Source organism: Pseudarthrobacter sp. PS3-L1, from assembly GCF_030063285.1.
Taxonomy (GTDB): domain Bacteria; phylum Actinomycetota; class Actinomycetes; order Actinomycetales; family Micrococcaceae; genus Arthrobacter.
The window spans coordinates 509,856-536,057 of sequence record NZ_JASISU010000001.1 but is presented as its reverse complement, the minus strand read 5'-3'; the positions used below and the strand labels follow the sequence as shown (position 1 = coordinate 536,057).

Below are 26,202 nucleotides of genomic sequence, written 5' to 3'. Positions count from 1 at the left end.
GTTCCATGACCACCTGGGTTTACCCTCTGGGTTCTGCCACTGACGGCCCGTGGGATGTTTCCATCGGGACCTTCGATTCCGCCCTTTCTGTTGAAGGGTGGGCCCACACGGGGCTGAAGGTCGCGACGCTGGCCGCAGGCTCCGCCGTCGTACTTCCGGCTGCCGGGGAGGAACGCATCGTGGTGCCGCTCAAAGGCTCTTTCACAGTCACCGTTGACCATGTTGACTACCAACTTGGCGGCCGCGCGTCGGTCTTCAGCGGGCCCAGCGACGTGCTGTATTCAGGAACGGACCGGGCCTGCACTGTTCGGTCCGACGACGGCGGCAGGGTTGCCATTGCAAGTGCTCCCGCACGTGCCAGCTACCCTACCCGGCTGGTCACGGCAGCCCAGACGCCAGTGGAACTGCGCGGGGCTGGCAACTGCTCCCGTGAGGTGCACAACTTCGGCACACCCGCCGCATTGGAAGCCGACAGGTTTATTGTGTGCGAGGTCCTAACCCCGGCCGGCAACTGGTCCTCCTACCCGCCACATAAGCATGACGAGGAAAAAGACGGCGAAACTTCGCTGGAGGAGATTTACTACTTTGAAACACAGGTGGCTGCAGGGGCCGCAGCACCGCCCGACGCCGATGCTCTGGGGTATCAGCGCGTCTACGCCTCCGATGACCGGCCAATCGATGTCTCTGCCGAAGTCCGCACGGGTGATGTGGTGCTGGTCCCCTACGGCTGGCACGGTCCCGCCATGGCGGCACCCGGCTACGACCTCTACTACCTGAACGTCATGGCTGGCCCGGGCCCGGTCCGTGAGTGGCTCATTAGCGATGATCCGCATCACGGGTGGGTCCGCCAGGGTTGGGCAACCCAGGAACTGGACCCCCGCCTGCCGTTTGGCACCTGAGCACAGCCGGCACGCCCTGGTCCGCAACAGGACCGCGGCCAATGATCTGGTCCGTCGTGGAACGCCCTGCCGCCGCCGCCGGCCAGAGCATCACCCCAAGTCCCAGGATGGTGAGTCCAGCTCCCGCCCAGATGGGTGAGGTGTACCGCTGCATGGACTCATAGAGCCAGGACGGCTGGAACATGCGCATGCAGCAGCTTGCGCGGGCTGCTGCGCTGAGTCCCAGCCCCACGACCCGGCTCCACGCACGGGCCTGACTACTTGGCCACAGTCCTGAAATAGTGCTCCAGGTCCTCCAGCGACCTGTCCTTTGTCTCTGGGATGTATTTCGCGGCGAAGGCAATGGCACCGACCCCGAGGATCGCGAAGACAAAAAACGTACTGGAGATGCCCAGTGCGGCCAGCAGCTGCGGGAAGCCGAAGCCAATCAGGAAATTGACCATCCAGAGCACAAAGGCTGAGGCACCCATGCCGAGGCCCCGCATTTTCAGGGGAAAAATCTCCGAGAGCATCAACCACGTCACAGGTGAGATGGCACCCTGCTGGAAAGCCAGGAACGTGACAGTCAGCGCCAGGATCACAAACCCACGGGTCGCACCTTCGGGAAGCAACAGCGAAAACAGCCCTATCAGCAGCAGCGCCGTCGTGGTGCCAATCTGCCCGGTGATGAGCATCCGGCGTCGGCCCACCTTACCCAACAGCCAGATCCCCACAAAGGTGGCCAGGACGGAGATCACGCCGTTGGCGATGTTGGCTGTCAGTGCCGCCTCACGGCCGAAACCAGATTCGGAGAGAATCTGGGTGCCGTAGTACATGATGGAATTCACGCCGGTGATCTGCTGGATGACCGCCAGACCCAGGCCCACCAGGAAGATCCGCCGAAGCCACGGTGCCCGCAGGTCTTTCCAGGAGCCCACCCTGGACGTATTGTCCTCCACCGCCAGGGCCTTGACGTCATCAAATTCCGCCCGGGCTTCCTCCTGCGAACGGACCCGCTGCAGGACGCTCAAAGCCTCGCCAAAACGTCCTCTCGACGCCAACCAGCGGGGGCTTTCAGGCATGAAGTACATTCCCACCCACAGGACCAGGGCCGGAAGGGTCGCAATCACCAGCATCCAGCGCCAGATGCCACCAGCTTCACCGAATGTGTTCCCGAGATAGGCGTTGAAGATAAAGGCCAGCAGCTGGCCCGTGACGATCATCAGTTCATTCTGCGTGACGATCCTGCCGCGCCGGGCACTGGGCGAGACCTCCGCAAGGTAGACGGGTACTGTCACAGATGCACCACCAACGGCAAGGCCGAGGAAAAACCGTGCGGCCACCATGACCTCGGTGCTGGGCGCAAAAGTAGAAGCCAGCGTTCCCACCAGAAAGACAAAACCCAGCACCATGATCATCCACCGCCTACCCCGGCGGTCCGCAAGCTGGCCGCACAACAGCGCGCCACATGCCGCACCGAGGAGCAGGGAGGACGTCACCAGTCCTTCCGTCAGCGGTGTCAGCCCTAGGTCCTCCTGCATATAGGGCAAGGCACCGTTGATGACGCCCGTGTCATAGCCGAAGAGAAGGCCACCAAACGTGGAGATTACTGTAGCGGTCCGCAGGGCCCTCTGATGGTTCTTGGGCTTCTTCTGCCCGGCCTGGGCCGGTTCACTGACGATGTTCACCGTGTCATTTTAGTGCGTCGGGCACCCTGCGCACGGCTGTCGTGACCCTAGCAGTACAGAGCTGGCCTCTTTGCCAGCTGAACGGCAACCTTCTGGCCGTTCTTCTGCGCCTCTACGCCCGCTTCGCAGCATGCTGCCGTGGCGTAGCCATCCCAGGCCGACGGGCCACCGAGCTCGCCCCTGCGGGTCGCATCCACCCAGGCCTGGACCTCGATGTCGTATGCCTGCGCAAAACGTTCCACGAACCCCGGGGTGACGGTGCCACCCCAGCGTCCAGCGGTGCGGGTGTGGAGGCCTGTGTCAGCACCAATGCTGACAATTCCCTCTTCGAAGGTGGCTTGGGCGGCCACCTCGTACCCAAACTGGGCATTAACAAAGATTTCCACGTCCGCCAAGATTCCGGATTCGGTTTCAATCAGGACGTGCTGCGGATCGTGCTGGCCGTTGGCGGAGTGCCGGCTCGCCTTGCCCATCCGGACCTGAACGCTGGTGATTTCCTCCCCGGTGAAGAACCGGATCGCATCAAATTCGTGGACCACTGAATCGTTGATGAGCATGTCGTTCGTGAAACCGGGCGGGGTATCCGGGTTGCGGTGCTGGTGGTGCAGCATCAGGAGCTCACCCAATTCACCGCTGCGGATGACGGCGCCCAGGGCCGCGTACTCGGCGTCGAAACGTCGCATGAAACCGACCTGGATGCAGAGTTTGCCCAGGGCCGACTCAGCTTCAACAATCCGCCAGGCAGAGGCAGCGTCAGGGGTCATTGGCTTCTCGCACAGGATAGGCAGGCCTTTGGCGAGCGCTGAGTGCAAGATTTCTTCGTGCAGGAACCCAGGGGTCGCAATCAATACGGCATTAACGTCGCCGTTGGTGAGTGCGTCTTCGGCATCAGAGAGGGCTACGGCGCCGGGGATACCAGCGACGGCAGCTTGCGCCCGGGCAAAATCAACATCGACGACGGCGGCCACTTCGGCGCCGTGAATGCGGGTGTGCAGGCGCTGGATATGGTCCGCGCCCATGCGTCCGGCGCCGATGACGGCAACGCGCAGAATTTCAGTCATTGGATGTCCTTCGGAAGTTGGGGTCAGCGTACGGCTGTTCGGGAACCGCAGGAGAGCAGGTAGTTGCGGGTGCGTTTGGCGATCGGCATGGGCACGTCAAAGTCCACGGGGTACATATCCTGTTCCACGATCCCGAAAATGGGGCGGCCCAGAGCCTCAACCGCCTCGATCACCTCGCGCAGGTCAGGCAGCCCGCCCGGTGGCTCGGTCATGACGCCAGCACGGTTTGCGGCCGCCCACGTCAGGTTCTCGGCGTTGACCCGTTGGAGGATCTCGGGATTGACCTGCTTCAGGTGGAGGTACCCGATCCGTTCCGGATATTTCCTGATCAAATCCAGGCTGGAGGCGCCGCAGTATTCGGCGTGGCCGGTGTCCAAGCACAGGTTCAGGTACTGCGGATCTGTTTCGGCCAGGAGATGCTCGATGTCCTCCTGGGCTCCGACATGGGAGTCAGCATGCGGATGGAACTGCTGCTTGAGGCCAAAATCTTCCAGGAGGGTTGTGCCAAGCCTGTTATGGCCTGCGAACAGGTCGCTCCAGGCTTTTTCCGTCAGCTCTCCTTGTTCCACTGCCTCACCTGTCACGTCGTCGCGCCACATGGCAGGGATGACAACCATATGTTCGCCGCCCATCGCAGCAGTCAGTTCGGCAACCCTACGGGCCGGTTCCCATGCCGTCTCCCACTGGTCCAGCCCTCGGTGGAAAGCCGTGAAGACAGTACCGGCGCTGACCCTGAGGTTGCGCTGCATCAACTCCTCAGCCAGCCTGGTGGGGTCCGTGGGCAGGTACGCATAGGGCCCCAGCTCAATCCACCTGTACCCGGATTCGGCCACCTCGTCCAGGAAGCGTTCCCACGGCGTCTGCTGCGGGTCATCGGCAAACCAGACACCCCAGGAGTCCGGGGCCGTGCCGATAATCAGTGTGTTCTCAGTCATTTTTTATCCTTGTCACTGCCGAAGTTGCTACGTAAGGGGGCGCACGGACTCATGTGGAGGGGAAATTGTAGGATGCGCCGGATTCTGCCGCGGGTTCTGGCCAGCGAGAGGTGACAACTTTTCCTCGGGTGTAGAAGGAGACGCCCTCGGGACCGTAGATGTGTCTGTCACCGAACAGCGAAGCTTTCCATCCGCCAAACGAGTGGTAGGCCACCGGAACCGGCAGCGGAACATTGATGCCGATCATGCCTACGCTTACAGCGCGCTGGAACGTCCGCGCGTGGGCACCCGAGGACGTGAAGATCGCAGTTCCGTTTCCATAGGGATTGGCGTTGATCAGCGCTATTCCTGCCGCCAGGTCCGGGACGCGGACCACAACAAGAACGGGCCCGAAAACTTCCTCGCTGTAAGCAGTCATCGCGGTTGTTACATGGTCAAGGACTGTGGGGCCAACCCAGAAGCCGTCTTCATGTCCGGGAACCACCAGGTCACGCCCATCCACCACCATCACGGCTCCAGCGTCCGCCGATTCCGTGACAATCCGCACAATCCGGTCCCGGGAGTCGGCCGTAATGACAGGGCCCATGTCGGCGTCGGGCTCGGTGCCAATGGTGACTTTCACGGCAAGCGCCCGCTCCTCGACTTTTGCCACGAGCAGGTCAGCGGCCTCCCCCACTGCAACGGCTACCGAGATGGCCATGCACCGCTCTCCTGCTGAGCCGAAAGCAGCCGCCGAAAGGTGATCGGCGGCGTTGTCAAGATCGGCGTCAGGCATCACCAGTGCATGGTTTTTTGCACCACCAAGCGCCTGCACGCGTTTTCCGTGCCTGGTCGCGGTTTCGTGGACGTACTGCGCAATCGGCGTGGACCCAACGAAGGAGATGCCGTCCACATCCGGGTGCGTCAGGAGGCCCTCCACTGTTTCCCTGTCCCCATGCAGCACCTGAAAGACACCGTCCGGCAGCCCAGCGTCTTTCCACAGCCTGGCCAGCAGCATGGCAGCGGAGGGGTCACGCTCGGAGGGCTTGAGGATGAAGGCATTTCCGGTGGCGATGGCCATGGGTGCCATCCACAGCGGCACCATCACCGGAAAATTGAAGGGGGTAATTCCTGCGACGACGCCCAGTGGCTCACGGAAGGAGAACACGTCAATTCCGGTGGACGCCTGGTCTGAATAATCGCCTTTGAGGAGCGTGGGAATACCGCAGGCAAATTCGATGACCTCCAGCCCGCGGCCAATTTCCCCTCTTGCGTCGGAGAGTACTTTGCCGTGTTCTGCCGTGATCAGTGCAGCGAGGTCGTCCACATGGGCCGCAACCAGTTCACGGAAGGCAAACAACACGGTGGTTCGCTTGGCGAGGGACGTGTCGCCCCAGGAATCAGCAGCCGCGCGGGCTGCTGCAACTGTGGAGTCGAGGTCTGCGCCGTTGGCTAGGTGCAATTCTGCGCAGACAGCCCCCGTAGCCGGGTTGTAGACAGGCTGTCTGCGTGGTCCTTCACCGGCAGACTCAGCGCCGTTGATGAAGTGCTTGATGGTGGTTGTGGCAAGGGTGACAGTCATGGGCTCTTCCTTGAGGTGTGGGAGGTCGAGGAACTCAGGAGGCGATCAACCCAACAGCTTGCGCTGTCGGGTTTTGTGCTCGGTGTAGGTGGCGGAGGCGTGCTGCGTGGATTCGAGTCCGGAGACCTGGGCAACCGGAACGTCCCACCATGACTCAGAACTGGGCGCGTCCAGCAGCGGATCCGATTCAATGTGGATGAGGATGGGCCCGCCTTTTTCCGGCGCAGCCTTCGCCGCAAGGATGGCCTCTTCGAGGTCTCCAATAACGTCTTCTCCCGGATTGATCCGGAGCACTCTCACGCCCAGGCTCTGGGCGTTCAGGGCCAGGTCGATAGAAGGCTTCGCCCCGTCGTCAAAACTGTGCTGGTCCTGGCTCAGGGTCCGGTAGGCGGTCCCGAAGCGCTGGGAGCCCAGCGATTCGGAAAGTGCCCCAATCGATGCGTATCCGTGGTTCTGGATCAGCACCACAATCAGCTTGATGCGTTCGGCGACGGCGGTGACCAGTTCGGTGTGCATCATCAGGTAGGAACCGTCCCCCACCATGACGACGACGTCGCGTGCGGGGCCGCCCGCGGCGGCCTCCGCCAAGGCCGCGCGCTTGACGCCCAGGCCGCCGGGAATCTCATAGCCCATACATGAATAGGCGTACTCGACGTGATAGCCGAACGGGTCCCGAACACGCCACATCTTGTGCAGGTCCCCGGGCAAGGAGCCTGCTGCGCAGACCACGACGTCCTGCGCAGCCATGGCCCGGTTGGCCGCACCGATAATCTCGTTCTGCGAGGGCAACGGCGTAAAACGGGTGTCGAAGGCGTGGTCAACTGTGGCGTTCCAGCGCTCCTTCTCGGCCGTGACAAGCTCCTCGAGGTCTGCCCCAGCGCGGTAGCCGCCCAGTGCAGCACTGAGCTTCACCAGGGCTTTACGGGCATCAGCCACGATGGGCAGGCTGGTCCCGTGCTTGTAGGCATCAAGCGGGGTGATGTTGATGTTGATGAACTGCACGTCGGGGTTCTGGAATGCGGTTCGGGATGCGGTGGTGAAATCCTCATAGCGTGTTCCGATACCAATGATGAGGTCGGCGTCGGCTGCAATGGCGTTCGCTGCTGTTGTCCCTGTGGACCCGATGGCGCCCAGCGAGAGCTTGTGGTCCCAAGGTAGGACGCCGACGCCAGCCTGGGTGGTACCCACCGGAATGCCTGTGGCCTCCGCGAACAGCGCAAGTTCATCATTGGCGAAGGCGTAGAGGACACCACCCCCAGCGATAATGAGCGGTCGTTTCGCAGACCGGATGGCTGCGGCGGCGCGGCGGATGTCGCCGTCGTCCGCGTCAGGACGGCGGATCCGCCACTCACGCTCCGCCAGAAACTCCTCGGGAACGTCAAAGGCCTCGGCCTGGACATCCTGGGGCAGCGAGATGGTCACAGCCCCGGTTTCGGCGGGATCCGTGAGGACCCGTAGCCCATGATGAAACGCGGAAAACATCTGCTCAGGGCGGCTCACGCGATCAAAAAACTTGGACAGCGGCCGGAACGCGTCATTAACGGTGAGGTCGTAGGCGTAGGGCTGTTCAAGCTGTTGCAGGACCGGATCAGCCACGCGGGTCGCGAACGTGTCGCTGGGCAGCAACAGGACAGGTAGCCGGTTGGTGGTGGCCAGCGCAGCGCCTGTGAGCAGGTTTGATGAACCCGGTCCAATGGAGGTGCTGATCGCGAAAGTCTGGCGACGGCGGGTATGCCTGGCATACCCCACGGCCTGGTGTACCTGGGCCTGCTCATTGCGGCCCTGGTAATAGGGCATGATGGCCGGATCCAGGAGTTGGTACTGTTTCAGCGCCTGGCCCACCCCTGCAACGTTGCCATGGCCAAAAATACCGAACGTGCCCGGAATCAGCCGCTCGCGGTACTCCACCGTACCGATCTGATCGACTGTGTACTGCCGGGAAAGATATTCGACGACCGCCTGCCCCACGGTCATCCGGCGGGTTCCTGGAGTGATTCCCATACTGTTCTACTCCGATGCTTTCTGGGGTGTTGCGGTCTTCAGCAGGGACGCTGCGCTGGCAACGGCACCAGCAACATCACCATCCCTTGGATACAGCAGGGTGCGGCCAACCGTGAGCCCCTGGACTCCAGGCAAGGCCAGTGCAGCCCGCCAGCTCGCGAATACGTCGTCCTGGGTGCCGGTGGGATCCCCGCCCAGCAACACTGTAGGCATGGTGGTGGCGGCCAGGACGCGTTCCATATCCGCTACCACGGGCAGTTTCATCCAGGTGTAGGCACTGGTGGAGCCCAGGCCCGACGCAATGGCAACGGAGGTGATCACCGCATCGGTGGACAGGTCATTGCGGATTGATCCCTTGTCCCGGACCGAGAGGAACGGCTCCAGCATGGCAATCAGCTTGCGCTCAGCGAGCGAATCGATGGCCCTGGCCGTGGCTTCGAGGGTAGCCACAGTCGCTGGATCATCGAGGCAGATCCTTGTCAGCATTTTGCCGCCGTCAGCGCCCAGCGCCTGCAGTGCAGCTGCCGTATGACCCGTGAAACGATCATCGAGTTCATTGACCAGGCCAGAAAGGCCGCCGCGGTTCATGGAGCCAAACAGCAGTTTGCCTTCCAGTGCACCGAGCAGCAGCAGGTCATCCATGATGTCAGGGGATCCCAAAACACCATCGACGGCGGGGTTGGCCAGTGCAACCTGCAGCCGGTCCAGCAGCTCACGGCGGTCCGCCATGGCACTAGGGTTGGGGCCCACTCCGAGCGAGCCCCGCGCCGGGTGGTCGGCAGCGACAATGAAGTTCTGCTTGCCAGCGCGGACTCCCGGATGACGGCGTCGGGCTGCCGCAGCGCGGGCCACAGCAGACGGGTCCTCCAGCCTCATCGCGCTCAGGTGCTCGTAGCGCCGCGGGTCCGCTCCATCGGCAGCCGCGAAGGAAATTGAGGGGAGTGTCCTCCCCGGGATCACCGTACTCACAGGGTTGCCACGTCCGTCATGTCCTGCGGAACCAGCCGACCGTGCGCCACGAGGAGCGAGGTGACTTCCTCGGGCGTCGGCATCGCATCGGCACACGAAAGGCGGGACGCCACAATGGCACCTGCCGCGTTGGCGTAGTCCAGGATCCGTACGAGTGGCCAGCCGGCGAGAAGGCCGTGGCAAAAAGCACCGCCAAACGAATCGCCTGCTCCCAGGCCATTTACAGTCTCTACGGCAACCGGCGCAGAAACTACGCGCTCAGTAAGGGTCTTGGCCATCACTCCGTCGGCCCCCAGCTTGATCACAGCGATTTCGACACCGGCTGCAAGCAGTTTGTCTGCCTGTTGATCGGGCGTTCCCTCCCCCACAGCAACAGCGCATTCACGCTCGTTGCCAATCGCCACTGTGACGTGTGGGAGGATCTTTGCCACCTCTGCGCGTGCTTCAGCTTCCGAGCTCCAGAACATGGGCCGATAGTCGAGGTCCAGGATGGTGAACTGGCCCTTTCGGAGGCCCGTGCGGGGCCTGGCTCCATGAGCCCCAGCGTGGGCTTCCCGGCTGGGTTCCTGGCAGAGGCCTGTCACGGTGGACCAAAAGATGCCCGCAGACCGGATGGCGTCCAGGTCCAGGTCCCCGGCCTTGATCTGCAGGTCAGGCGCCGTGGGGAAACGGCCGTAGAAGTACAGTGGAAAATCATCCGGCGGCTTGATGGCGCAGAAGGTCACGGCCGTGGGGTACTCCGCATCCGCAGAAACGAACGAATCGTCCACGGAGAACTTCCGGAGCTCCCGGTGCAGGTAATTTCCGAAGGCGTCCGCCCCCGTCCTTGAGATCACCGCAGCCCGACGCCCGTGACGGGCAGCAGCGACGGCGACATTGGACGGAGAGCCACCGAGGTACTTGCCAAATGACGTGACGTCCTCCAGGTCCACGCCAATGTCATTGGGGTAGATATCGACACTGATGCGCCCGATGGTAAGAAGCTCGTGGGTCACAATGATGGTGGTCCTTTCTGGGGCGAAACCCTGGGCTCTAGCCCACATGCGGGGTCTCCAGTACCGGGCGGCGTCGGAAGTACAGGCACTACTTTGCCGCAGAAACTATGTCCTGTCAAAGGTTTGTGCTGACATACTTACAACAAGTGTCACGGCCCTGCCCACAGGTCTGCAACAAGAAGGTGCGCAGCCTGTATCCAGTCGCTGGGGATAGGCCGTCCCGATCACTGCAGCCGACACCGAACAGCGTCCCGCAGTCCGTTCCGGCACGACCGGGGCAACACAAAAAGGGCCCCGGTTCCATCCATCAGGATGGAACCGGGGCCCTTTCAGGTTCTGGATCCGGCCACGTCACGTGGCCAGACGTCGGATCGTCAGAGCGTAGCGAAAACTTCGCGCAGCAACGTGGCAGTCTCGGACGGCGTCTTGCCAACCTTGACGCCGGCAGCCTCGAGGGCTTCCTTCTTGGCCTGTGCAGTCCCAGCTGAACCAGAGACAATGGCGCCTGCGTGGCCCATGGTCTTGCCCTCAGGTGCAGTAAACCCAGCGACATACCCAACAACCGGCTTGGTGACATGGGCCTTGATGTACTCTGCGGCGCGCTCCTCAGCGTCGCCACCGATCTCACCGATCATGACGATTGCCTTGGTCTCAGGGTCCGCCTCGAATGCTTCGAGAGCATCTATGTGGGTGGTACCGATGACCGGGTCGCCACCAATGCCAATAGCGGTGGAGAAGCCCAGGTCGCGCAGTTCGTACATCATCTGGTAGGTCAGGGTGCCTGACTTGGAGACGAGCCCGATGGGGCCTTTTCCGGTGATGTTTGCCGGGGTGATGCCAACAAGGGCCTCGCCGGGTGTGATGATCCCGGGGCAGTTCGGCCCGATGATCCGGGTCACCTGCTTGCCGTTGGCATCAACCTTGGACTGGGCCAAGGCCCAGAACTCGGCGGAGTCCTGCACGGGAACACCTTCGGTGATGACAACAACGAGGCCGATACCGGCTTCGATAGCTTCAACGACTGCATCCTTCGTGAATGCCGGCGGAACGAAGACGATGGATACGTCTGCTCCGGTCTTCGCCATAGCTTCCTTGACGGTGCCGAAGACTGTGATTTCGGTGTCGCCGTGGACAACGGTGGTGCCGGCCTTGCGGGCGTTGACGCCACCCACAACCTGCGTGCCTGCCTTGAGCATCAGTGCGGTGTGCTTGGTGCCTTCGCCGCCGGTGATGCCCTGGACGATAACCTTGGAATCCTTGTTCAGGTAAATAGACATAGTGGTGGTCCCTTTACTTCGCTGCGTTGGCGAGTTCGGCAGCCTTGTCGGCGCCCTCGTCCATGGTGGCGGCCAGGGTTACCAGCGGGTGGTTGGCCTCGGTCAGGATGCGGCGGCCCTCATCGACGTTGTTTCCGTCGAGGCGGACAACCAGCGGCTTGTTAGCCGAGGAGCCCAGTTCGGCCAGTGCGCCAACAATTCCCTTGGCGACGGCGTCGCATGCGGTGATGCCGCCGAAGACGTTCACGAACACAGCCTTGACCTGCTCATCACCGAGGATGACGTCCAGGCCAGCGGCCATGACTTCTGCAGATGCTCCACCGCCGATGTCCAGGAAGTTTGCCGGCTTGACGTTGCCGTGCTTTTCTCCGGCGTATGCCACAACATCGAGCGTTGACATGACCAGTCCGGCCCCATTGCCGATGATGCCCACCTCGCCATCGAGCTTGACGTAGTTGAGGTCCTGCTCCTTGGCCTTGGCCTCGAGCGGGTCAGCAGCGTCCTTGTCTTCGAGGGCGGCGTGCTTGGCGTGGCGGAAGTCGGCATTCTCATCCAGGGAGACCTTGCCGTCCAGGGCAACAATGTCGCCTGCGCCGGTGCGGACCAGCGGGTTGACCTCAACCAGGGTTGCGTCTTCCTTGACGAAGACATCCCAGAGTCGAAGAATCACGTCGGCAACCTTGGCGCGGAGTTCTTCGGCGAAGCCAGCGGCAGCGACAATTTCATCGGCCTTGGCCTGGTCGATCCCAACAGCCGGATCGATGGAGACCTTGGCAAGCGCGTCGGGACGTTCCACGGCCAACTGCTCGATCTCCATGCCACCCTCTACCGAGCACATGGCCAGGTAGTTGCGGTTGGCCCGGTCCAGCAGGACGGAGAAGTAGAATTCCTCGGCAATGTCAGCACCCTGGGCAATCATCACCTTGTTGACGGTATGGCCCTTGATATCCATGCCCAGGATTGCGGTTGCGTACTCGAACGCCTCGTCAGCGGTCTTAGCAACCTTGACGCCGCCAGCCTTACCTCGGCCACCGGCCTTTACCTGTGCTTTGACAACAGTTACGCCGCCGATCTTCTCGGCAGCTGCTTTGGCTTCTTCAGGGGTATACGCCACGATGCCGGCAAGCACGGGTACACCGTGCGCCTCGAACATATCGCGCGCCTGGTATTCAAACAGGTCCACGGTTGAGTGTCCTTCTACGTCGAAGTAGTTTCTGTCCAGCCGGACAACATCCGTGAAGACGCTGGCCGGGCTGCGGATTGCAGGCGCCGTGGTTGGCCCGGAAAACGGACCACACGGCAAAATGCTCCCCTCGCACTCTAGCCCGATCATGGGATGAGCCCGCCCAGAGTCCCTCTAATGTGAGTAACGACACTATTCTATGGGACGTAGAAAAACCGCGGAATCACGGGGTTTTTGACGTCTCGGCGGACCCTCCGGGCGCCGCAGGAACTGATGGGGAAAGCAGTTCGTAACGTTCTGGCGAAATGAAGAATCCGACCCCGGCGGAGACATTCCCGCAGGCTACCCCACCGTTATAGGCAGTGCACCGCAATCCGTTGCGTTCCAGGTTGCCGCCCTCAGGAAGGACTGCTGCCTCGGAGATGGGGCCCTGACCAGTACCTTTGGGCCCACGCTCCGACTCCATGGCTGTCACTCCCGAGCGGCAGGCGCCGTAGGTGGCCTGCACGGGCTGCAGCACTGCCACCCCGCCCAGGTAGCCCAGTCCCGTTCCGGCGCAATCGTCCCGCACATCCGCTGGTGCCGGTGGTGGATACACCGCCAACTCGCAGTGGGCCACGGGAACGGTATCAAGTTTGTTATTGGCGGCATCCCCGAAAGTGTTGGTCTCGTAGGGCAGATTAATGTGGTTTCCGCGTGCCGACGTGAGCGAACACGCAATACCGCGATCCTCCGTCGCAAAAAGGAGAACGTCCTCTCCCGCCACGTAACCGGCCGGATCCACCAATGGAGCCTGCTCCAGCTGCGCCAGGGGAGGCAATGGCGCTGGCGGCACGTAGGTTGGGTCCTCCGCAGTGAAGCTGCAGGACGTCAGCGCCAGCAGCACCAGCACTGCGGCTCCTGCCCGGGCCCAGCCCCGCATCAGGCTTCCAGCTTGGTCAACGGCGCATACCGCAGCAGCAACCGTTTCTCTCCGATGCCGAAGGTCACCTTTGCCACCGTCTTGTCCCCCGTCCCTTCAAGCGACAGGACAGTTCCATTGCCAAAGCTGGTATGGTTCACCCGGTCTCCTACGCTCACCGAAATGACTTCTTTCTGCGGCTGGACCCGGGTTTTGGCCACAACGGCAGGGACTTCCGAACTAAAGCCTGCGCCCCGAGCCGTCCCGGCGCCCCAAAACGATCCACCGTAGCGATCCGAACCAATGGATCCGCTGCCCCATCCAGCCGACTGGCGGCTGGTACCTTCGCGACGCCACTCCAGCAGTTCTTCAGGGATCTCCTCGATGAACTGGCTGGCCGGGTTGTATTGGCTCTGGCCCCACATGCTGCGCACTTCCGAGCGGGTGAGGTACAGGCGCTTGCGTGCGCGGGTCAGGCCCACGTAGGCGAGACGACGTTCCTCGGCAAGTTCCTTGGGATCTGTGGCGGAACGCTGGTGCGGGAAAATTCCGTGCTCCATGCCCGTCAGGAAGACAACAGGGAACTCCAGGCCCTTGGCCGTGTGCAGGGTCATGAGGGTCACCACGCCCAACCGCTTTGCCTCAGCCACGGCGGCCTCAATATCTGCTCCCGGGGCGTCAGGTATCTGGTCCGCGTCAGCCACGAGAGACACCTGTTCCAGGAATTCACCCAGGCTGCCTTCCGGATTGTCCCTTTCGTATTCCCGGACCACTGCGACAAGCTCGGCGAGGTTTTCCACCCTGGACTCATCCTGCGGATCGGTGCTGGCCCGCAGCCCCGCAAGGTAGCCCGTCTGCTCCAGGACCGCTTCCAGTGCAGCCGCGGCGCCGGAACCGGCCGCAACAACTGCTAGGTCATCGAGAAGTTTAACGAATCCGACGACGGCGTTGAGCGACCGGGTGGCAATCCCGGGCGCCTGCTCGGCCCGCCTAGCCGCTGACATGAACGAGATCCGCTCGCGTTGGGCCAGGGCAGCGACGGCGCCTTCTGCGCGGTCCCCGATCCCCCGCTTGGGTTCGTTGAGTATCCGGCGAAGATTGACGTCGTCGTCCGGGTTGACCAGCACGCGAAGGTACGCCAGGGCGTCCTTGATTTCCTTGCGTTCGTAGAACCGCGTACCGCCCACCACCTTGTAAGGCAGGCCCACCCGCACCAGGACATCTTCAAGGGAACGCGACTGCGCGTTGGTGCGGTAGAAAATGGCTACATCGCCCGGCAGCAGGTTGTCCTCGTCCTGAAGCCTGTCAATCTCCTTGGCGATGAACTGGGCTTCCTCATGTTCGTTCTCGCCCACATAGCCAACAATCTTGTGGCCCTCACCCTCTGCCGTCCAGAGCTTTTTGTCCGGTCGGTTGGGATTACGCGAAATCACGGCATTGGCTGCGGTGAGGATGTTCTGGGTGGACCTGTAGTTCTGTTCAAGCTTGATGGTCCGGGCCTGTGGATAGTCTTTCTCGAATTCCACGATGTTGCGGATGTCGGCCCCGCGGAATGCATAAATCGACTGGTCGGAGTCGCCCACAACCGTCAGTTCACTAGACTGTGGCCCCTCACCCACGATCTCTCGGACCAAAGCGTACTGTGCGTGGTTGGTGTCCTGGTACTCGTCCACCAGAACGTGCCGGAAGCGGCGCCGGTAGGACTCGGCGAGCGAAGGGAACGCCCTGAACATGTACACGGTCTCGGCAATAAGATCGTCGAAGTCCATGGCATTCGCCTGGCGCAGCCGTTGGGTGTATCCCTTGAAGACCTCGCTGACGGCCTGTTCGAAGGGGTCGTTGTGGTTGGCCGACATCGAATAGGCATCTGCATCAATGAGTTCATTCTTGAGTGCTGACATCTTGTGCTGCATGGCTTTGGGTGCGAACCGCTTGGGGTCCAACTCCAGGTTCTTGGCTACCAGCGTGATCAGGCGCAGGGAATCGGCAGAGTCGTAGATAGAGAAATTGGAGTTCAAGCCGACGTTGGACGCCTCGCGGCGGAGGATCCGCACACAGGAGGAGTGAAACGTAGAGATCCACATCGTCTTGGCGCGAGGGCCAATCAGGGCCTCGATGCGCTCCCGCATTTCAGCGGCAGCCTTGTTGGTAAACGTGATGGCGAGAATTTCGCCATAGTGCGCCCGGTGGGTGGCGATCAGGTATCCGATGCGATTACTGAGTACCCTCGTCTTGCCCGAGCCTGCGCCTGCCACAATCAGCAGTGGACCGCCAGCGTGCTGGACGGCCTCCGCCTGCTGTGGGTTCAGGCCGGCCAGGAGGGACTCAGCAGTGGGCACCTGGTGCCCAGAGCCGTCGCGGCCGCCGGAGCCATCGTGCTGAGGATCCGGGCCAGTAGGGCTGTTGGCGGCGGGGCCGCCGTGGGCCGCCCTGCCCTTGGTCAAAGAGTTGGGGCCGGGAGAGTAGGGGTCGAACAACATATCCATGGTGCCTGCAAGTCTAGGCGCTGGGGCTGACAAGCGCGCGCTGGGCCTACGTTACAGACGCTGACGTGAGTGCTCCGCGCAGTTCCCGAACTGCCGTGGCGCCACCTGCCAGATACCACGTGAGCCCATTAACGCTGACCGTGTCCGTTACCCCGCCAGCTGCAGTAACGATGGCGTGGCCGGGCAGCCAGTCCCATTCCGGGCAGCTGTGCTGGAACCAGCAGCCCAGCTCGCCATCGGCAACCCGGCCCAGGTCGCAGGATCCTGAGCCCAGCATGCGGAGCGCGGCTGCAGACGTGGCGGCCGCGTGCCAGGGCATGGCGCACATGGGATCGGCCAGCCAGGCCGGGTGAATGTAGGTAGCGGCCCCCAACTGGTCCAGTGCCTCCACGTTGCGCGCCCCGCCGTCGGCGGTAAAAGTGCCCAGAAGCTCACCATTGAGGGTTGCTGGCCGGTCCAGCCCACCAAGCCAGAGCTTATCCTCCTCCGCCTGGAAAATAGCGCCCAGCAGCACTCCGTCGGAGTTCTTCAGCGCCAGGGCCGAACACCAGTACGTGGAGCCGTTAAGGAAGTTGTAGGTTCCGTCGACGGGATCAATCACCCAGGTACGGCCACTGCTGCCCGCAACTGAGGCACCTTCCTCACCCAGGATCGAATCATCTGGTCGGCAGCGGCGGAGCTGCTCCAGGACGTAGGCCTCTGCTGCGTGATCTGCTGCGGTGACGACGTCGGATACTGACGTTTTGGCCTCGCCCTGCAGTCCCCCCATCCGCATCAGCAGGGCCAGTTGGCCCGCCTCACGCACCAGCGCGGAGGCCAGGGCGAAATCATCGAGGGAAGGATCAAGGTCAACGGTGCTGTGCCGGCCAGTGGTCATGCGTCCAGTCTAGGGGGCCATAATGTACCCATGGCCAAGACCCCAGCGCAACGGATCAAAAAGCACGGCGCAAACGCAACGGTGCCTGCGCATCACCTGCCGCAGGTGATCAATCCCAGCACGACACGGACGCCGGCCAAGGCACAGAGCAACAGCATGTTCATTGTGATTGCCGGCGTCGTGGCCAGCCTGTTCCTGTTCTGGTACCTGCACCTGTTGACAATGGTCCAGCTCACACAGCTCACGGGTGGCCTGGCCATGCCGGATTCCCTCATTGGCGGCTTCGACCCGGCCTACGTAGGGCAACTCCGGGACGTCATGGACGGCGACGCGCTCGGACAGTTGAACTATGTCCACAAGACGGCTGGCACCCTTTTCCCGTTGATATTTGGTTTCAGCTGGCTGCTGCTGATTGGCACCAACGTCTCCCGCAAAGCCCTGCGCTGGGCGCTGTGGGTTCCTCCGCTGCTCTTTGTGGTGGTGCGGCTCTGGGCGAATGTCACCATTGATTCCATGATGTCGGCCGAAACGCTCGACGCCGGGCAGGTTACCCTGGCAGCTGCCCTGACCGTGACCGGCTGGGTGCTGCTGATCGTATCCTTGCTCGCAGGTGTCGCTGCAGTATTCCTCCGCAAACGGAAGGCCCCAGCAGCCACGGCCTAGTCTCTGGGTCTTTCCTAGAGGATTCCCTCTGCACCGGGCAGATACGCGAGTGCCTGAACAGCCCGCTGGCTGGCCCCGATGGAATCGAAGAGTTCCGCAGCGCGCTGGAGGTCATGGCTTCCGCCGGCAATGTCGCCGACCGCAATGCGGCAGCGCCCGAGGACCAAAAAGCCTTCTCCCTGGATCTGCTGCGAGGCGTCCCAGGCGCTACCTGTGACATCGCCAATCTCGTGAATGCCCACAGTGGGTTCTCCGGACAGCAGGTGCCAGTGACTTCGATTGATCTTCAGGAGTAGTCGGTCTTCCGGGGACTCGCCCAGAACATCGTTGGCCAGCTCTGCCCGTTCAATACAGCGCAGAGTATCCAGATCCGCCACTCCGGCCGCCAAACGCATCGCTGCGGACGCGTTGTTGAACTTGGCCCAGATGTGCAGGTTCTGCGAGGGCGAAAACAGTGCCGCAGCTTTATTATGGTTGGCCAGTCCAGCGTCGACGTTCTCCGAGAGGAAGGCGACGTTACCGATAACCCAATAGGACTTTCCAACAAGTTCTTCGTCCACGTCGTCATTGGCTATCACTGCATCAAGGCGCACACACTCCGACCACGCCTCCGCCAGATCGCCACTCTCCGCCAAGGCGGCGATCAACGCCTGCCGAGCCCTGACGTGGACATCGATGTCATCGTCCACTGAGGTCAGGTCTTCCGCTACCCGTGCGGCACTGGTTGCCTGGTCCAGGAAACCACCCCCCTGGCGGGCTTTTGCGAGCAGGAGGCTCACCCGTCCGCGCGACGCATCGCTGGCATCGATTCCAGATGATTCCAAGAGCTCAGCCGCAATATTGCCGCATTCTTCGAAGCTTCCGGCATCCAGCAAATTCTCCGCTTCCAGTAGGCGCATCTGCCACGCACTCACGGAATCGTTGTCCCGCTCGGCAAGAGAAGCGGCGAGATTGGCGCTGTCCGCGGCGTTGCGAAAGTCGTGCACTGCCCGGTAGTTCTGGGACAGCAGTTCAGCTGCGGCAAATGCTGCAGAGACCCGGCCTTCATTCATCTTTCAATTATGCGTTGTTGGCAGGGCCGCTGCAGCCTTTTCTTCGCGGCCAGCGGCCAGCAGGTCTACTCGCACGGTACTTCACTTGCGCTTACCACGCTTTTGGGAGAAAACACGTAACTACTGGTCACGAGGCGTGTCTGCCATGTCTATAATTAACACGTCCCACAAGTGTCACTTCCGTCACATACGTATCAGGAGAACAAATGAAGAAGATCCTCGCATCAGTACTCGTCGCCGGCGCTATCGTCGGAGCCGGCCTCTCAGCCACCACAGCCATCTCTGCGTCAGCAGAATCCACCGACACCTCAACGGTGGCCGTCGGCTGGTGGCCCAACTCCATCGGCAAGTTCTGATCCCAGAACTGTTCGACGGAAGTCACTAAACACGGAGCGGGGCAGGTCTCTTGACCAGCCCCGCTTTTTTGTCCGTTGTGCCGGCTTACGGCTCGCTGCGGGAATTATCCGTAAAAAACGGCTGGCCCGAGCATCGCCACGACGTCGGCAGCGGCAGCTGGCCGGCCAAAGAGGTAGCCCTGCCCGCTCTCGCAACCCATGCGCGCCAGGATCTGGGCCTGTTCCGGCGTCTCGATACCCTCCGCCAGGGCTTTCATCCCGCAGGAGTGGATGAGTTGGAGGACAGCAGCGACAAACCCCTCCTGCTTGGACTCCACACCAAGGTCCGTGATGAGGCTTCGATCGATCTTCACAACGTTGACGGGAAGCTTCCGCAGGTAGCTGATGGAAGAGTACCCGGTCCCGAAGTCGTCAATTTCGAGTTGTACGCCCAGCCGCCTGAGCCCCATCACCGAATACTGGTCAAGGTGGCCTTCGTTGATGGCCATGGACTCCGTGAGTTCGATAATGAGGTTCGCGGACTTCACGCCAGTGATCCGGAGCGCGTCCCGAACATGCTCGATCAGTTCCAGATTGCGCAGTTCGCTACTTGAGATGTTGACCCGCATGTTGAAGGTCGAATCGACAACGCCAGCTACCTGCCATTCACTGAGCTGCGTCACGGCATGCGTCAAAACCCACATTCCAAGCTCGACAATGAGCCCGGTCTCCTCGGCCAACGGGATGAAGTTGTCCGGCATGACCAAGCCACGTTCCGGGTGCTGCCACCGGACAAGCGCCTCGACACCTTCAATGCGCCCGGTAGCCAGCTCAACCACCGGCTGAAAGTAAAGCACCAGCTGGTCGTTCCTGATCGCGTAGCTCAGGTCTGAGATCATGTCACTCTGCAGCTGCTTGGCATGGAGCAGTGCAGGCTCAAAGACTTTGACATTGCCGGTGGGCATGATCCGTGCAGCTTCCATGGCGGCGACAGCTTTTCGAAGGAATGTCTCTGCCAGCTCGTCGCTGTCCGCCACGCGAAGGCCAACACTCGCTGCGCAACGGACATCCGCATCGTTCACCAGGAGAGTTTCCCCAAGGACTTTTGACAGGCGGTTGGCTACCCTGCGGGCCCGGGTCAAGTTCGACTGTGGGAGAAGCACAGCAAATTCGTTGCCACCGATCCTCGCAAGGGTATCGGTCTCCCGGATTGCACCACGAATGCGGCGGGCCACAACCTGCAATATCTCATCGCCCGCACAATGCCCGACGGATCCATTAACTTCGCGGAAAGAATGCAGATCAAGAGCAAGCAATGCTGGTGGACGGCCACCAGCGGCCGACGCGTCAAGTTCGTTCCGAATAAGTTCTGCGAGGGCTATGCTGTTGGCCACCTGTGTCAGTGGATCCGTCAGCGATACCCGCTCCAATTCCTTCTGGGCGGCCGCAAGGTCCGCGGCAAGGGACGTAGTGCTCAGGTCCCGCTCATGGTTGGTTCCCTGGAGGTTTTCTGCCATCCGATTAAAAACCTCGGCGACATCTGCTGGTGGCGCATCGTGTGCACCAGCAGAAAGCCGTGTGCTGAAATCGCCAGCGGCAATTCTCTTCATCGCCTCAATGAGGCCAGAGGCGTGCGGTTCCGGACGGCTGGCTGTCACGGGCGTGCCTCCTGAGTCGGTTTTTTGCTACGACCACCACTGTGCTTTTGGTGTTGAACCATCACACCATGATCTGTCCCACTTTGGCTGATTTGTGTTATACCGCAACCCACGTTTTACCGCAGGCCAATCCGCCGACGGCGGTCGGTAGTTCCGCGCAGGTCGCGGTTGAGCCGACGGTCGCCGTGGTAGAGAATGCTCTCCCAATCTATTTCCTCAGCGGTTTTGGGGATGACCGGACTGACGGACACTTTTTTCTTCCGCGGTGATACGTAGAGCCAGTTGATGGTGCCCAAGAAAATATCCACCAGCGAATTGCGAATTCCTATGTAGGCGCGGATGGCACCGGCAGCGAGGACCGCATTGAGGACAGCAAAAGCTACGTTGCCCCAGTTCTGCTGCTGGGAATCCCGCCAGATCGTCAGCAAGGAAAACGCCACAATAATGAAGGGGGTCAGGACGTAGATAGCAGGCGCTGCCGTCCGGTTCTTGACTTTTGGCGTCCGGGCGAAGGGGATTTTGTCGCCCGTCAGGGCCTGCTGCAGCGATTTGAAGACACCTGCCAGGTTGACGGGAAGCAAGATCAGGTTGAAACCATAGATCCGGAAGATATCACTGAACCGGTGCCCGCAGTCGCGAAGATCGCTTCCCATGGCAAGGAAATACGGCAAAGCAGCAAGGAAGACGATGGGGCTCAGCAGGCGGCTGTCATAAGGATAGGCAAGGAGGAAAACGAGGCCGAAGCTCGCCCACGCAATGGATGCCATGTAGTTCACCCGCAACAACACTTCGCGAACAAGGATAGGTTGGCGCTGTTGCCGTCTGATCCGCAGCTGCGTCCAGAGCTTGGGCAAGATCAGGAGCCCTCCGTTGGCCCACCGCCGCCGCTGGACCACCAATGAGCCAAAGTCCGGTGGCGTCGCGCTATAGCTCAGTCGTTCCGGATAGTTCACCAGTGTCCAACCGTGCTGGCCCAGGTCGATGCTCGATTCCGTGTCCTCGATCACCGTGCGGTCCTGGATATACGTCCGGATCTCAAACCCGCCGTTGTTTTCCACCTCCACAATGTCCTCAAGCGCACGCTTCCGGATGACAGCGTTGGCGCCGACCCAGAATGTCGCGTTGTAGAAACTTTTGCCCTGATGCAGGATGTGCTGCAGGTCAGTCGTTGCACCGGCTACGCGTTCAATGCGGGTTGGCGCTCCGCGGAAGGATGAATATGGAGTCTGCGTCACGGCTACCCGCTCGTTGCCGGCCTGCTCCAGAAAGTACACAAGGCGCAGGCAGTAGTCGCGGAGTAGGAGCGAATCGGCGTCGAGAGTCAGGACGTACGTTGTATCGGGGACGCAAAGGGTGTCCTCGGGTGCCGCACCAGGGCGGCTGCTGGCCTGACCTTCGCTGTCCTGCTCCATGACCCGCAGGACTGTCCCGTCCGCCGTCGACTCCGAGGCCCAGTCGTGGCCCATCAGGGAAATGTAGGCGTTGAGGTTCATGGCCTTGTTGGCCTCATGCGAGAGGCTCGCGTAGCGCTTTCGTTCGAAGGTCTCCGTCTTGACACTGAAGATCCACGTCAGCCGTCGGTAAAGTTCCTCCACACGGGCCGGTGGTGGTGAGGTCATCTGGACAGCAGCGGCATCCAGGCCCAGGAGGACGAGTCTGAGCTCGCGGGCCAGGCCCATAACTACCAGGTCCACAAAAAATTCGTCCACGTGGTCTGCGACAGTTTCCGCAGCAGCCATGTCTTCCAGCCAGCCAGCCGCAGCCTGGTATTCACTGATGAGCAGTTGCAGTTCCTGCGCTTCATCATGTGCGCTGGCAGCGCGGCCCTGATAGGCAGCCAGTGCCGCGGCAAACCGTTGTGCGGGCAGCGCCATGGCCGCACTGATTTCCTCCGACAGCGCCCGGGTCCGGTTCAGCCTCGCGAGATCGTCGGGGTCGGAGGGAAAGGGCGGGTCATCCAGGAGCAGAACGACCTTCAGGTCAGGGAACTCCTGAAGTGCAGCTGACCACAGCGTTGCGCGGACAACCTGGGGCTCTTCCGCGTAGGAGGGCACCAGGACGGTAATGCCTTCCTCGTAGGCGGCGAAATGCCTGTCCAGCTCTCCCCGAGGCACTCTTGTGTGGTCGCGGAACCGGTACATGGCACCCTGGCGGGCAATCAGGTACATCAGGGCAGAAAACGTCAGGAACGTGACCACTGTGAGGTAGGAGACTGTCTCAAACTGGAAGCGGAACCCAGCGTTGGGGTTATCGGCCAATTCCTTGAGGATGGTGGTGACAACATAGGTCATCCAAGCAAGAACAGTTGTGAGGATGGCGAGCCGGCCCAAAATGATCTTCCGCCGCGAAGGCTTGGGATGAACAATGGAGAGCGGCTCAGACCGGCGCTCTGCACCCCATTGCCGGCGGCGGATAGCCTCCTTGGAGTCCGTGGCTTCCACGGACTCATCCACGGCAGGCAAGAGAAGCTGGTCAGACATGTATCCCCCCGGGGATGCAGAGTGGGCGTTGAGCAGCGCGCCCGGCGAAACCTGCGCACCCGCAACACGATAAATCGGTGCGTGCCCTTAGGATAGTGCAAGGTCGCAGGCTCAGCAGACCGTCGCCGCAGGACGGCACGCTTTGTTAAGCCTGCTGCCGTCACCAAACCTCGAACTCACCATTAACCTAAGGGGACCTGTGTCCGCTCGCTTCCCAGGCCGAAAACTGTCCCTGGTCCGAACCGGCATCCTTGCCGGAGTCGTTGCAGCCGTTACCGCTGGCGGATTTGTCGCCTGGGGCGACTTCCAGGATCAGCGGGCTGCCGGGGACATCGATTCAATTTTTTCCGGATACGTGGACGTCACGGCCACACCGCGCTATGCCTTCGAGGACCCCGTCTCGAAAGAGGCGCAGAACGTGGTCCTGTCCTTCATTGTGGCCAGCACGGCAGATGCCTGCACGCCTTCGTGGGGTACGTTCTACTCCCTGGATGAAGCGGCCGCGACCCTGGACCTGGACCGCAGGGTGGCCCGGCTCCAGCAACTCGGTGGCAGTGCCACTGTCTCGTTTGGCGGCCTGACGAACACGGAACTGGCCGTTGGCTGCACCGATACAAAGGCCCTCAAGGATGCGTATGCGCAAAGCCTTGACCGGTACGAGGCAAGCACCATGGACCTTGACATCGAGGGTGCGGCACTTAGCGATACGGCATCCCTCGACCGGCGTTCCGAGGCCGTCGCTGCATTGCAGAAGGAACGCGCCGCCGCCGGCAAGCCGCTGGCTGTCTGGCTGACACTCCCCGTCGATCCGAACGGCCTGACCGCTGTTGGCCGGGACGCTGTGGCCCGCATGATTGCTTCCGGAACTGATCTTGCCGGGGTTAATGCGATGACAATGGACTACGGCGGAAGCCGGCTCATGGACAAATCCATGTATGAGAATGCTGTTTCCGCTGCAGAGGCGACCCATCAGCAGCTGACCCAGCTGTACAAGGACGCTGGCGTGGACCTGGGCAGCGATACCGTCTGGCGCAAGATCGGCCTGACCCCCATGATCGGCCAGAACGACGTGCAGGGAGAAATCTTCACCCTGCAGGATGCGCAGGACCTCAGCACCTATGCCAGCACCAAGGGAGCCGGCCGGCTCTCCATCTGGTCCTTGAACAGGGACCGGACCTGCAGCGAGAATTTCCCCGACGTCACAAAGGTGTCGGATAGCTGCAGCGGGGTCGACCAGGGTTCCTCCTCATTCGCCGAGATTCTCGGCGCTGGCGTCAAGGCCCCCACGGAGGCTCCTGACGTCCAGGCCACAACGGCGGCCCCTGCCATCACCGACGATCCTGCCACCAGCCCCTACCCCATCTGGTTCGAGGATGCGGCCTACACCACGGGCCAGCGGGTGGTCTGGCACTCCAACGTGTATGAAGCCAAGTACTGGACCCGCGGGGATATTCCGGACAATGCTGTCCTGCAGGGCGATGCAGCGCCCTGGCGCATCATTGGCCCCGTTTTGGCCGGGGACCGCCCCACGCCCCAGCTGACTGCTCCGGCTGGAACCGCACCAGAGTGGGATCCCACCACTATTTATCGCAAGGGTGACCGCATCCTCTTCGAGGGACGCGTCTTTGAGGCGAAATGGTGGACCCAGACGGACAGCCCGGAAGCAGCACTGCAGGGCTCTCCCGATTCACCCTGGAACAAGTTGACTGATGCCGAGCTGGCGAAGCTCATTAATGGCGACGCCAGCCCCAGCCCGACCAGCACCGCCCCGGCCGAACCAACCAGCTAGTTTTTTGTTGAGTAGGCCGTCAGGTCAGGCTTGCCTGTTCCGCCTGATCTGACGGGCAATCACCATACCGGCGCACGCAAACCCTAGCGTCACCGGGTATCCCATGAAGCGTTCCAGGGTTCCGGGCTGCGGCACGTCGAGGCCAGTGACGCCGCCAACCACAACGGCAACCAGGGCAACTAGCCCGCAGGCCAGGAGCACCCAGCTCCAGGGCGTACGCCGAATCCACAGCAGGCCCAGGATGACCAGGGCTGCCGCACCGCCGAGGAAGAACATCACGGCCCCCACATAGTGCAGTGGAGAGCCTGCATCCTCGGGTACCAGCGCCACAACCATGGTGCCCACACCGGCGATTCCCGTCAGGATACGCACGGCGATGGCGGCGGGCCACGGCCCACGGCGACGTTCGGCCGGAAGCCTGGAACGAGGAGCCGCCGCCACGCAGAGGAGCCCAGAGGTCAACAGGAGGGCCCCCAGCACCAGTGCCAGGCCCTGGATGAAAAAAGAGGTGTTCATCAGCGGGTGCAGCGGGGAACACACGTCGCGCCCGTCGTAGACACCGCAGTACAGGGCACCCAGATCACTGATGTAGCCTGTCCGGCGATCGTAGGGCTCAGGACCTGCCCACGCCGCAATCACAGCCGTTTCGGCCAGAAAGTATTGCAGGACGCTGAGCGTGGACCATGCACCGATGTACTGCCGGGTGGACGAAATATTGGGTTTGAAGCCTGGGCGGATCACGGTGGAGGGCGCTGAACTCATGCCTTGAGCGTAGTCGGTGTTGATACCTTGTATGCTGGTAACCGTGTTCGGAAGGATCGACCCAGTTGATCTCACCGAAACTGCCCTCGTAGCTCAGTGGATAGAGCACGGCTCTCCTAAAGCCGGTGTCGTTGGTTCGATTCCAATCGAGGGCACTCATCGTCAAGTCAAGGACCCCAGCCGGAGGCTGGGCGCGCTCGTACCCCAGGAGCCCATCCCCGTGAACACGCCAGCGCAGAATCCCAGGATCGTGGTTTCTGCTGTCTGCGTCTGTAACAGCGCGGGCCACCTGCTCACCGTCCGGAAGCACGGGACATCACGCTTCATGAACCCCGGAGGCAAACCCGACCCCGGTGAGTCTGCGGTGGAGGCCGCTTCCCGAGAGCTTTTAGAGGAAACAGGCATTGTGATTTTGCCGGCGCAGTTGCAGTTTCTTGGTACCTGGGTGGCAGCCGCTGCCAATGAGGCGGCAACGGAGATTGTAGCCACCGTCTTCACTGCGCCCGGAACATGGACTGCAGAGGCCGCCGCTGAGATTGCGGAGATCCGCTGGCTGGATCTGAATGCTCCCCTGCCAAACGACCTGGCCCCCCTCCTGACCGAGCACGTGCTGCCGGCGCTCCGCCGGCAGCACGTCACGGACTGACGAGG

Annotated in this window: 21 protein-coding genes, 1 tRNA gene and 1 pseudogene; 7 read left to right on the top strand and 16 right to left on the bottom strand. The window is 61.8% G+C overall.

Translation table 11 applies throughout. The features are described 5' to 3' along the window. The first annotated feature begins 5 nt into the window (after window positions 1-5). Window positions 6-899, top strand: a complete 894-nt coding sequence (gene iolB, locus QMG79_RS02525; RefSeq protein WP_283536990.1) for a 5-deoxy-glucuronate isomerase — start codon at window positions 6-8, stop codon at window positions 897-899. 167 nt (window positions 900-1,066) lie between these two features. After that, window positions 1,067-1,141 (top strand): annotated as a pseudogene (locus QMG79_RS02520) (MarR family transcriptional regulator); the annotation flags it as partial. 15 nt (window positions 1,142-1,156) lie between these two features. Here the strand turns inward: QMG79_RS02520 and QMG79_RS02515 are convergent. The 12 genes from QMG79_RS02515 to QMG79_RS02460 form a co-directional block, all read right to left on the bottom strand. Continuing rightward, window positions 1,157-2,566: a sugar porter family MFS transporter gene (locus QMG79_RS02515; protein WP_283536989.1), complete on the bottom strand. Its 1,410-nt coding sequence runs from the start codon at window positions 2,564-2,566 to the stop codon at window positions 1,157-1,159. Between the two features lie 47 nt (window positions 2,567-2,613). Next, a complete protein-coding gene (locus QMG79_RS02510; RefSeq protein ID WP_283536988.1) occupies window positions 2,614-3,627 on the bottom strand; it encodes a Gfo/Idh/MocA family protein in 1,014 nt (337 codons plus the stop codon). Between the two features lie 23 nt (window positions 3,628-3,650). Then, the gene (locus QMG79_RS02505) at window positions 3,651-4,562 is read right to left on the bottom strand and encodes a sugar phosphate isomerase/epimerase family protein (protein WP_283536987.1); all 912 of its coding nucleotides are present in this window, start codon (window positions 4,560-4,562) and stop codon (window positions 3,651-3,653) included. A 49-nt stretch (window positions 4,563-4,611) separates the two neighbouring features. After that, window positions 4,612-6,123 carry a CoA-acylating methylmalonate-semialdehyde dehydrogenase gene (locus tag QMG79_RS02500; RefSeq protein ID WP_283536986.1) on the bottom strand — a complete coding sequence of 504 codons (1,512 nt, stop codon included), beginning with the start codon at window positions 6,121-6,123 and terminating at the stop codon, window positions 4,612-4,614. Between the two features lie 45 nt (window positions 6,124-6,168). Continuing rightward, window positions 6,169-8,097, bottom strand: a complete 1,929-nt coding sequence (iolD, locus tag QMG79_RS02495; RefSeq protein WP_283537340.1) for a 3D-(3,5/4)-trihydroxycyclohexane-1,2-dione acylhydrolase (decyclizing) — start codon at window positions 8,095-8,097, stop codon at window positions 6,169-6,171. A 33-nt stretch (window positions 8,098-8,130) separates the two neighbouring features. Continuing rightward, window positions 8,131-9,000, bottom strand: coding sequence for a Cgl0159 family (beta/alpha)8-fold protein (locus QMG79_RS02490; protein WP_283537339.1), 870 nt, complete (start codon window positions 8,998-9,000; stop codon window positions 8,131-8,133). Window positions 9,001-9,089: 89 nt separating this feature from the next. Further along, a complete protein-coding gene (gene iolC, locus QMG79_RS02485) occupies window positions 9,090-10,088 on the bottom strand; it encodes a 5-dehydro-2-deoxygluconokinase (protein ID WP_283537338.1) in 999 nt (332 codons plus the stop codon). A 374-nt stretch (window positions 10,089-10,462) separates the two neighbouring features. Continuing rightward, window positions 10,463-11,365 (bottom strand): succinate--CoA ligase subunit alpha, encoded by a 903-nt coding sequence (sucD, locus tag QMG79_RS02480; protein WP_283536985.1) that lies wholly within the window; start codon window positions 11,363-11,365, stop codon window positions 10,463-10,465. A gap of 13 nt (window positions 11,366-11,378) precedes the next feature. Further along, window positions 11,379-12,548: an ADP-forming succinate--CoA ligase subunit beta gene (gene sucC, locus QMG79_RS02475; protein ID WP_283536984.1), complete on the bottom strand. Its 1,170-nt coding sequence runs from the start codon at window positions 12,546-12,548 to the stop codon at window positions 11,379-11,381. 223 nt (window positions 12,549-12,771) lie between these two features. Then, entirely contained in the window at window positions 12,772-13,470 is a 699-nt protein-coding gene (locus QMG79_RS02470; RefSeq protein WP_283536983.1) for a hypothetical protein, read from the bottom strand. Then, window positions 13,470-15,929: a DNA helicase PcrA gene (pcrA, locus tag QMG79_RS02465; RefSeq protein WP_502934693.1), complete on the bottom strand. Its 2,460-nt coding sequence runs from the start codon at window positions 15,927-15,929 to the stop codon at window positions 13,470-13,472. Before pcrA ends, QMG79_RS02470 begins: the two co-directional genes overlap by 1 nt. Before the next feature lie 52 nt (window positions 15,930-15,981). Next, window positions 15,982-16,812, bottom strand: coding sequence for an inositol monophosphatase family protein (locus QMG79_RS02460; protein WP_283536981.1), 831 nt, complete (start codon window positions 16,810-16,812; stop codon window positions 15,982-15,984). A gap of 30 nt (window positions 16,813-16,842) precedes the next feature. On the opposite strand from QMG79_RS02460, the gene QMG79_RS02455 reads away from it, so the two are divergent. After that, a complete protein-coding gene (locus QMG79_RS02455; RefSeq protein WP_283536980.1) occupies window positions 16,843-17,475 on the top strand; it encodes a hypothetical protein in 633 nt (210 codons plus the stop codon). 14 nt (window positions 17,476-17,489) lie between these two features. On the opposite strand, the gene QMG79_RS02450 is transcribed toward QMG79_RS02455, so the two are convergent. Continuing rightward, a complete protein-coding gene (locus QMG79_RS02450; RefSeq protein WP_283536979.1) occupies window positions 17,490-18,527 on the bottom strand; it encodes a hypothetical protein in 1,038 nt (345 codons plus the stop codon). A gap of 206 nt (window positions 18,528-18,733) precedes the next feature. On the opposite strand from QMG79_RS02450, the gene QMG79_RS02445 reads away from it, so the two are divergent. Further along, entirely contained in the window at window positions 18,734-18,883 is a 150-nt protein-coding gene (locus QMG79_RS02445) for a hypothetical protein (RefSeq protein WP_283536978.1), read from the top strand. 104 nt (window positions 18,884-18,987) lie between these two features. Here QMG79_RS02445 and QMG79_RS02440 read toward each other — a convergent pair whose 3' ends face one another. Both QMG79_RS02440 and QMG79_RS02435 read right to left on the bottom strand, forming a co-directional pair. Continuing rightward, entirely contained in the window at window positions 18,988-20,520 is a 1,533-nt protein-coding gene (locus QMG79_RS02440; RefSeq protein WP_283536977.1) for a putative bifunctional diguanylate cyclase/phosphodiesterase, read from the bottom strand. 116 nt (window positions 20,521-20,636) lie between these two features. Continuing rightward, the gene (locus QMG79_RS02435) at window positions 20,637-23,000 is read right to left on the bottom strand and encodes a glycosyltransferase family 2 protein (protein ID WP_283536976.1); all 2,364 of its coding nucleotides are present in this window, start codon (window positions 22,998-23,000) and stop codon (window positions 20,637-20,639) included. A 199-nt stretch (window positions 23,001-23,199) separates the two neighbouring features. Between QMG79_RS02435 and QMG79_RS02430 the strand changes: the two genes are divergently transcribed. Next, complete coding sequence (locus QMG79_RS02430; RefSeq protein WP_283536975.1) at window positions 23,200-24,789, top strand: chitinase; 1,590 nt, start codon at window positions 23,200-23,202, stop codon at window positions 24,787-24,789. A 24-nt stretch (window positions 24,790-24,813) separates the two neighbouring features. Here QMG79_RS02430 and QMG79_RS02425 read toward each other — a convergent pair whose 3' ends face one another. Further along, entirely contained in the window at window positions 24,814-25,551 is a 738-nt protein-coding gene (locus QMG79_RS02425) for a DUF998 domain-containing protein (protein WP_283536974.1), read from the bottom strand. Window positions 25,552-25,633: 82 nt separating this feature from the next. On the opposite strand from QMG79_RS02425, the gene QMG79_RS02420 reads away from it, so the two are divergent. Together QMG79_RS02420 and QMG79_RS02415 are read left to right on the top strand one after the other, a co-directional pair. Continuing rightward, window positions 25,634-25,706: transfer RNA gene (locus QMG79_RS02420), tRNA-Arg, on the top strand. A 65-nt stretch (window positions 25,707-25,771) separates the two neighbouring features. Next, window positions 25,772-26,197, top strand: coding sequence for an NUDIX hydrolase (locus QMG79_RS02415; protein WP_283536973.1), 426 nt, complete (start codon window positions 25,772-25,774; stop codon window positions 26,195-26,197). Window positions 26,198-26,202: the final 5 nt, after the last annotated feature.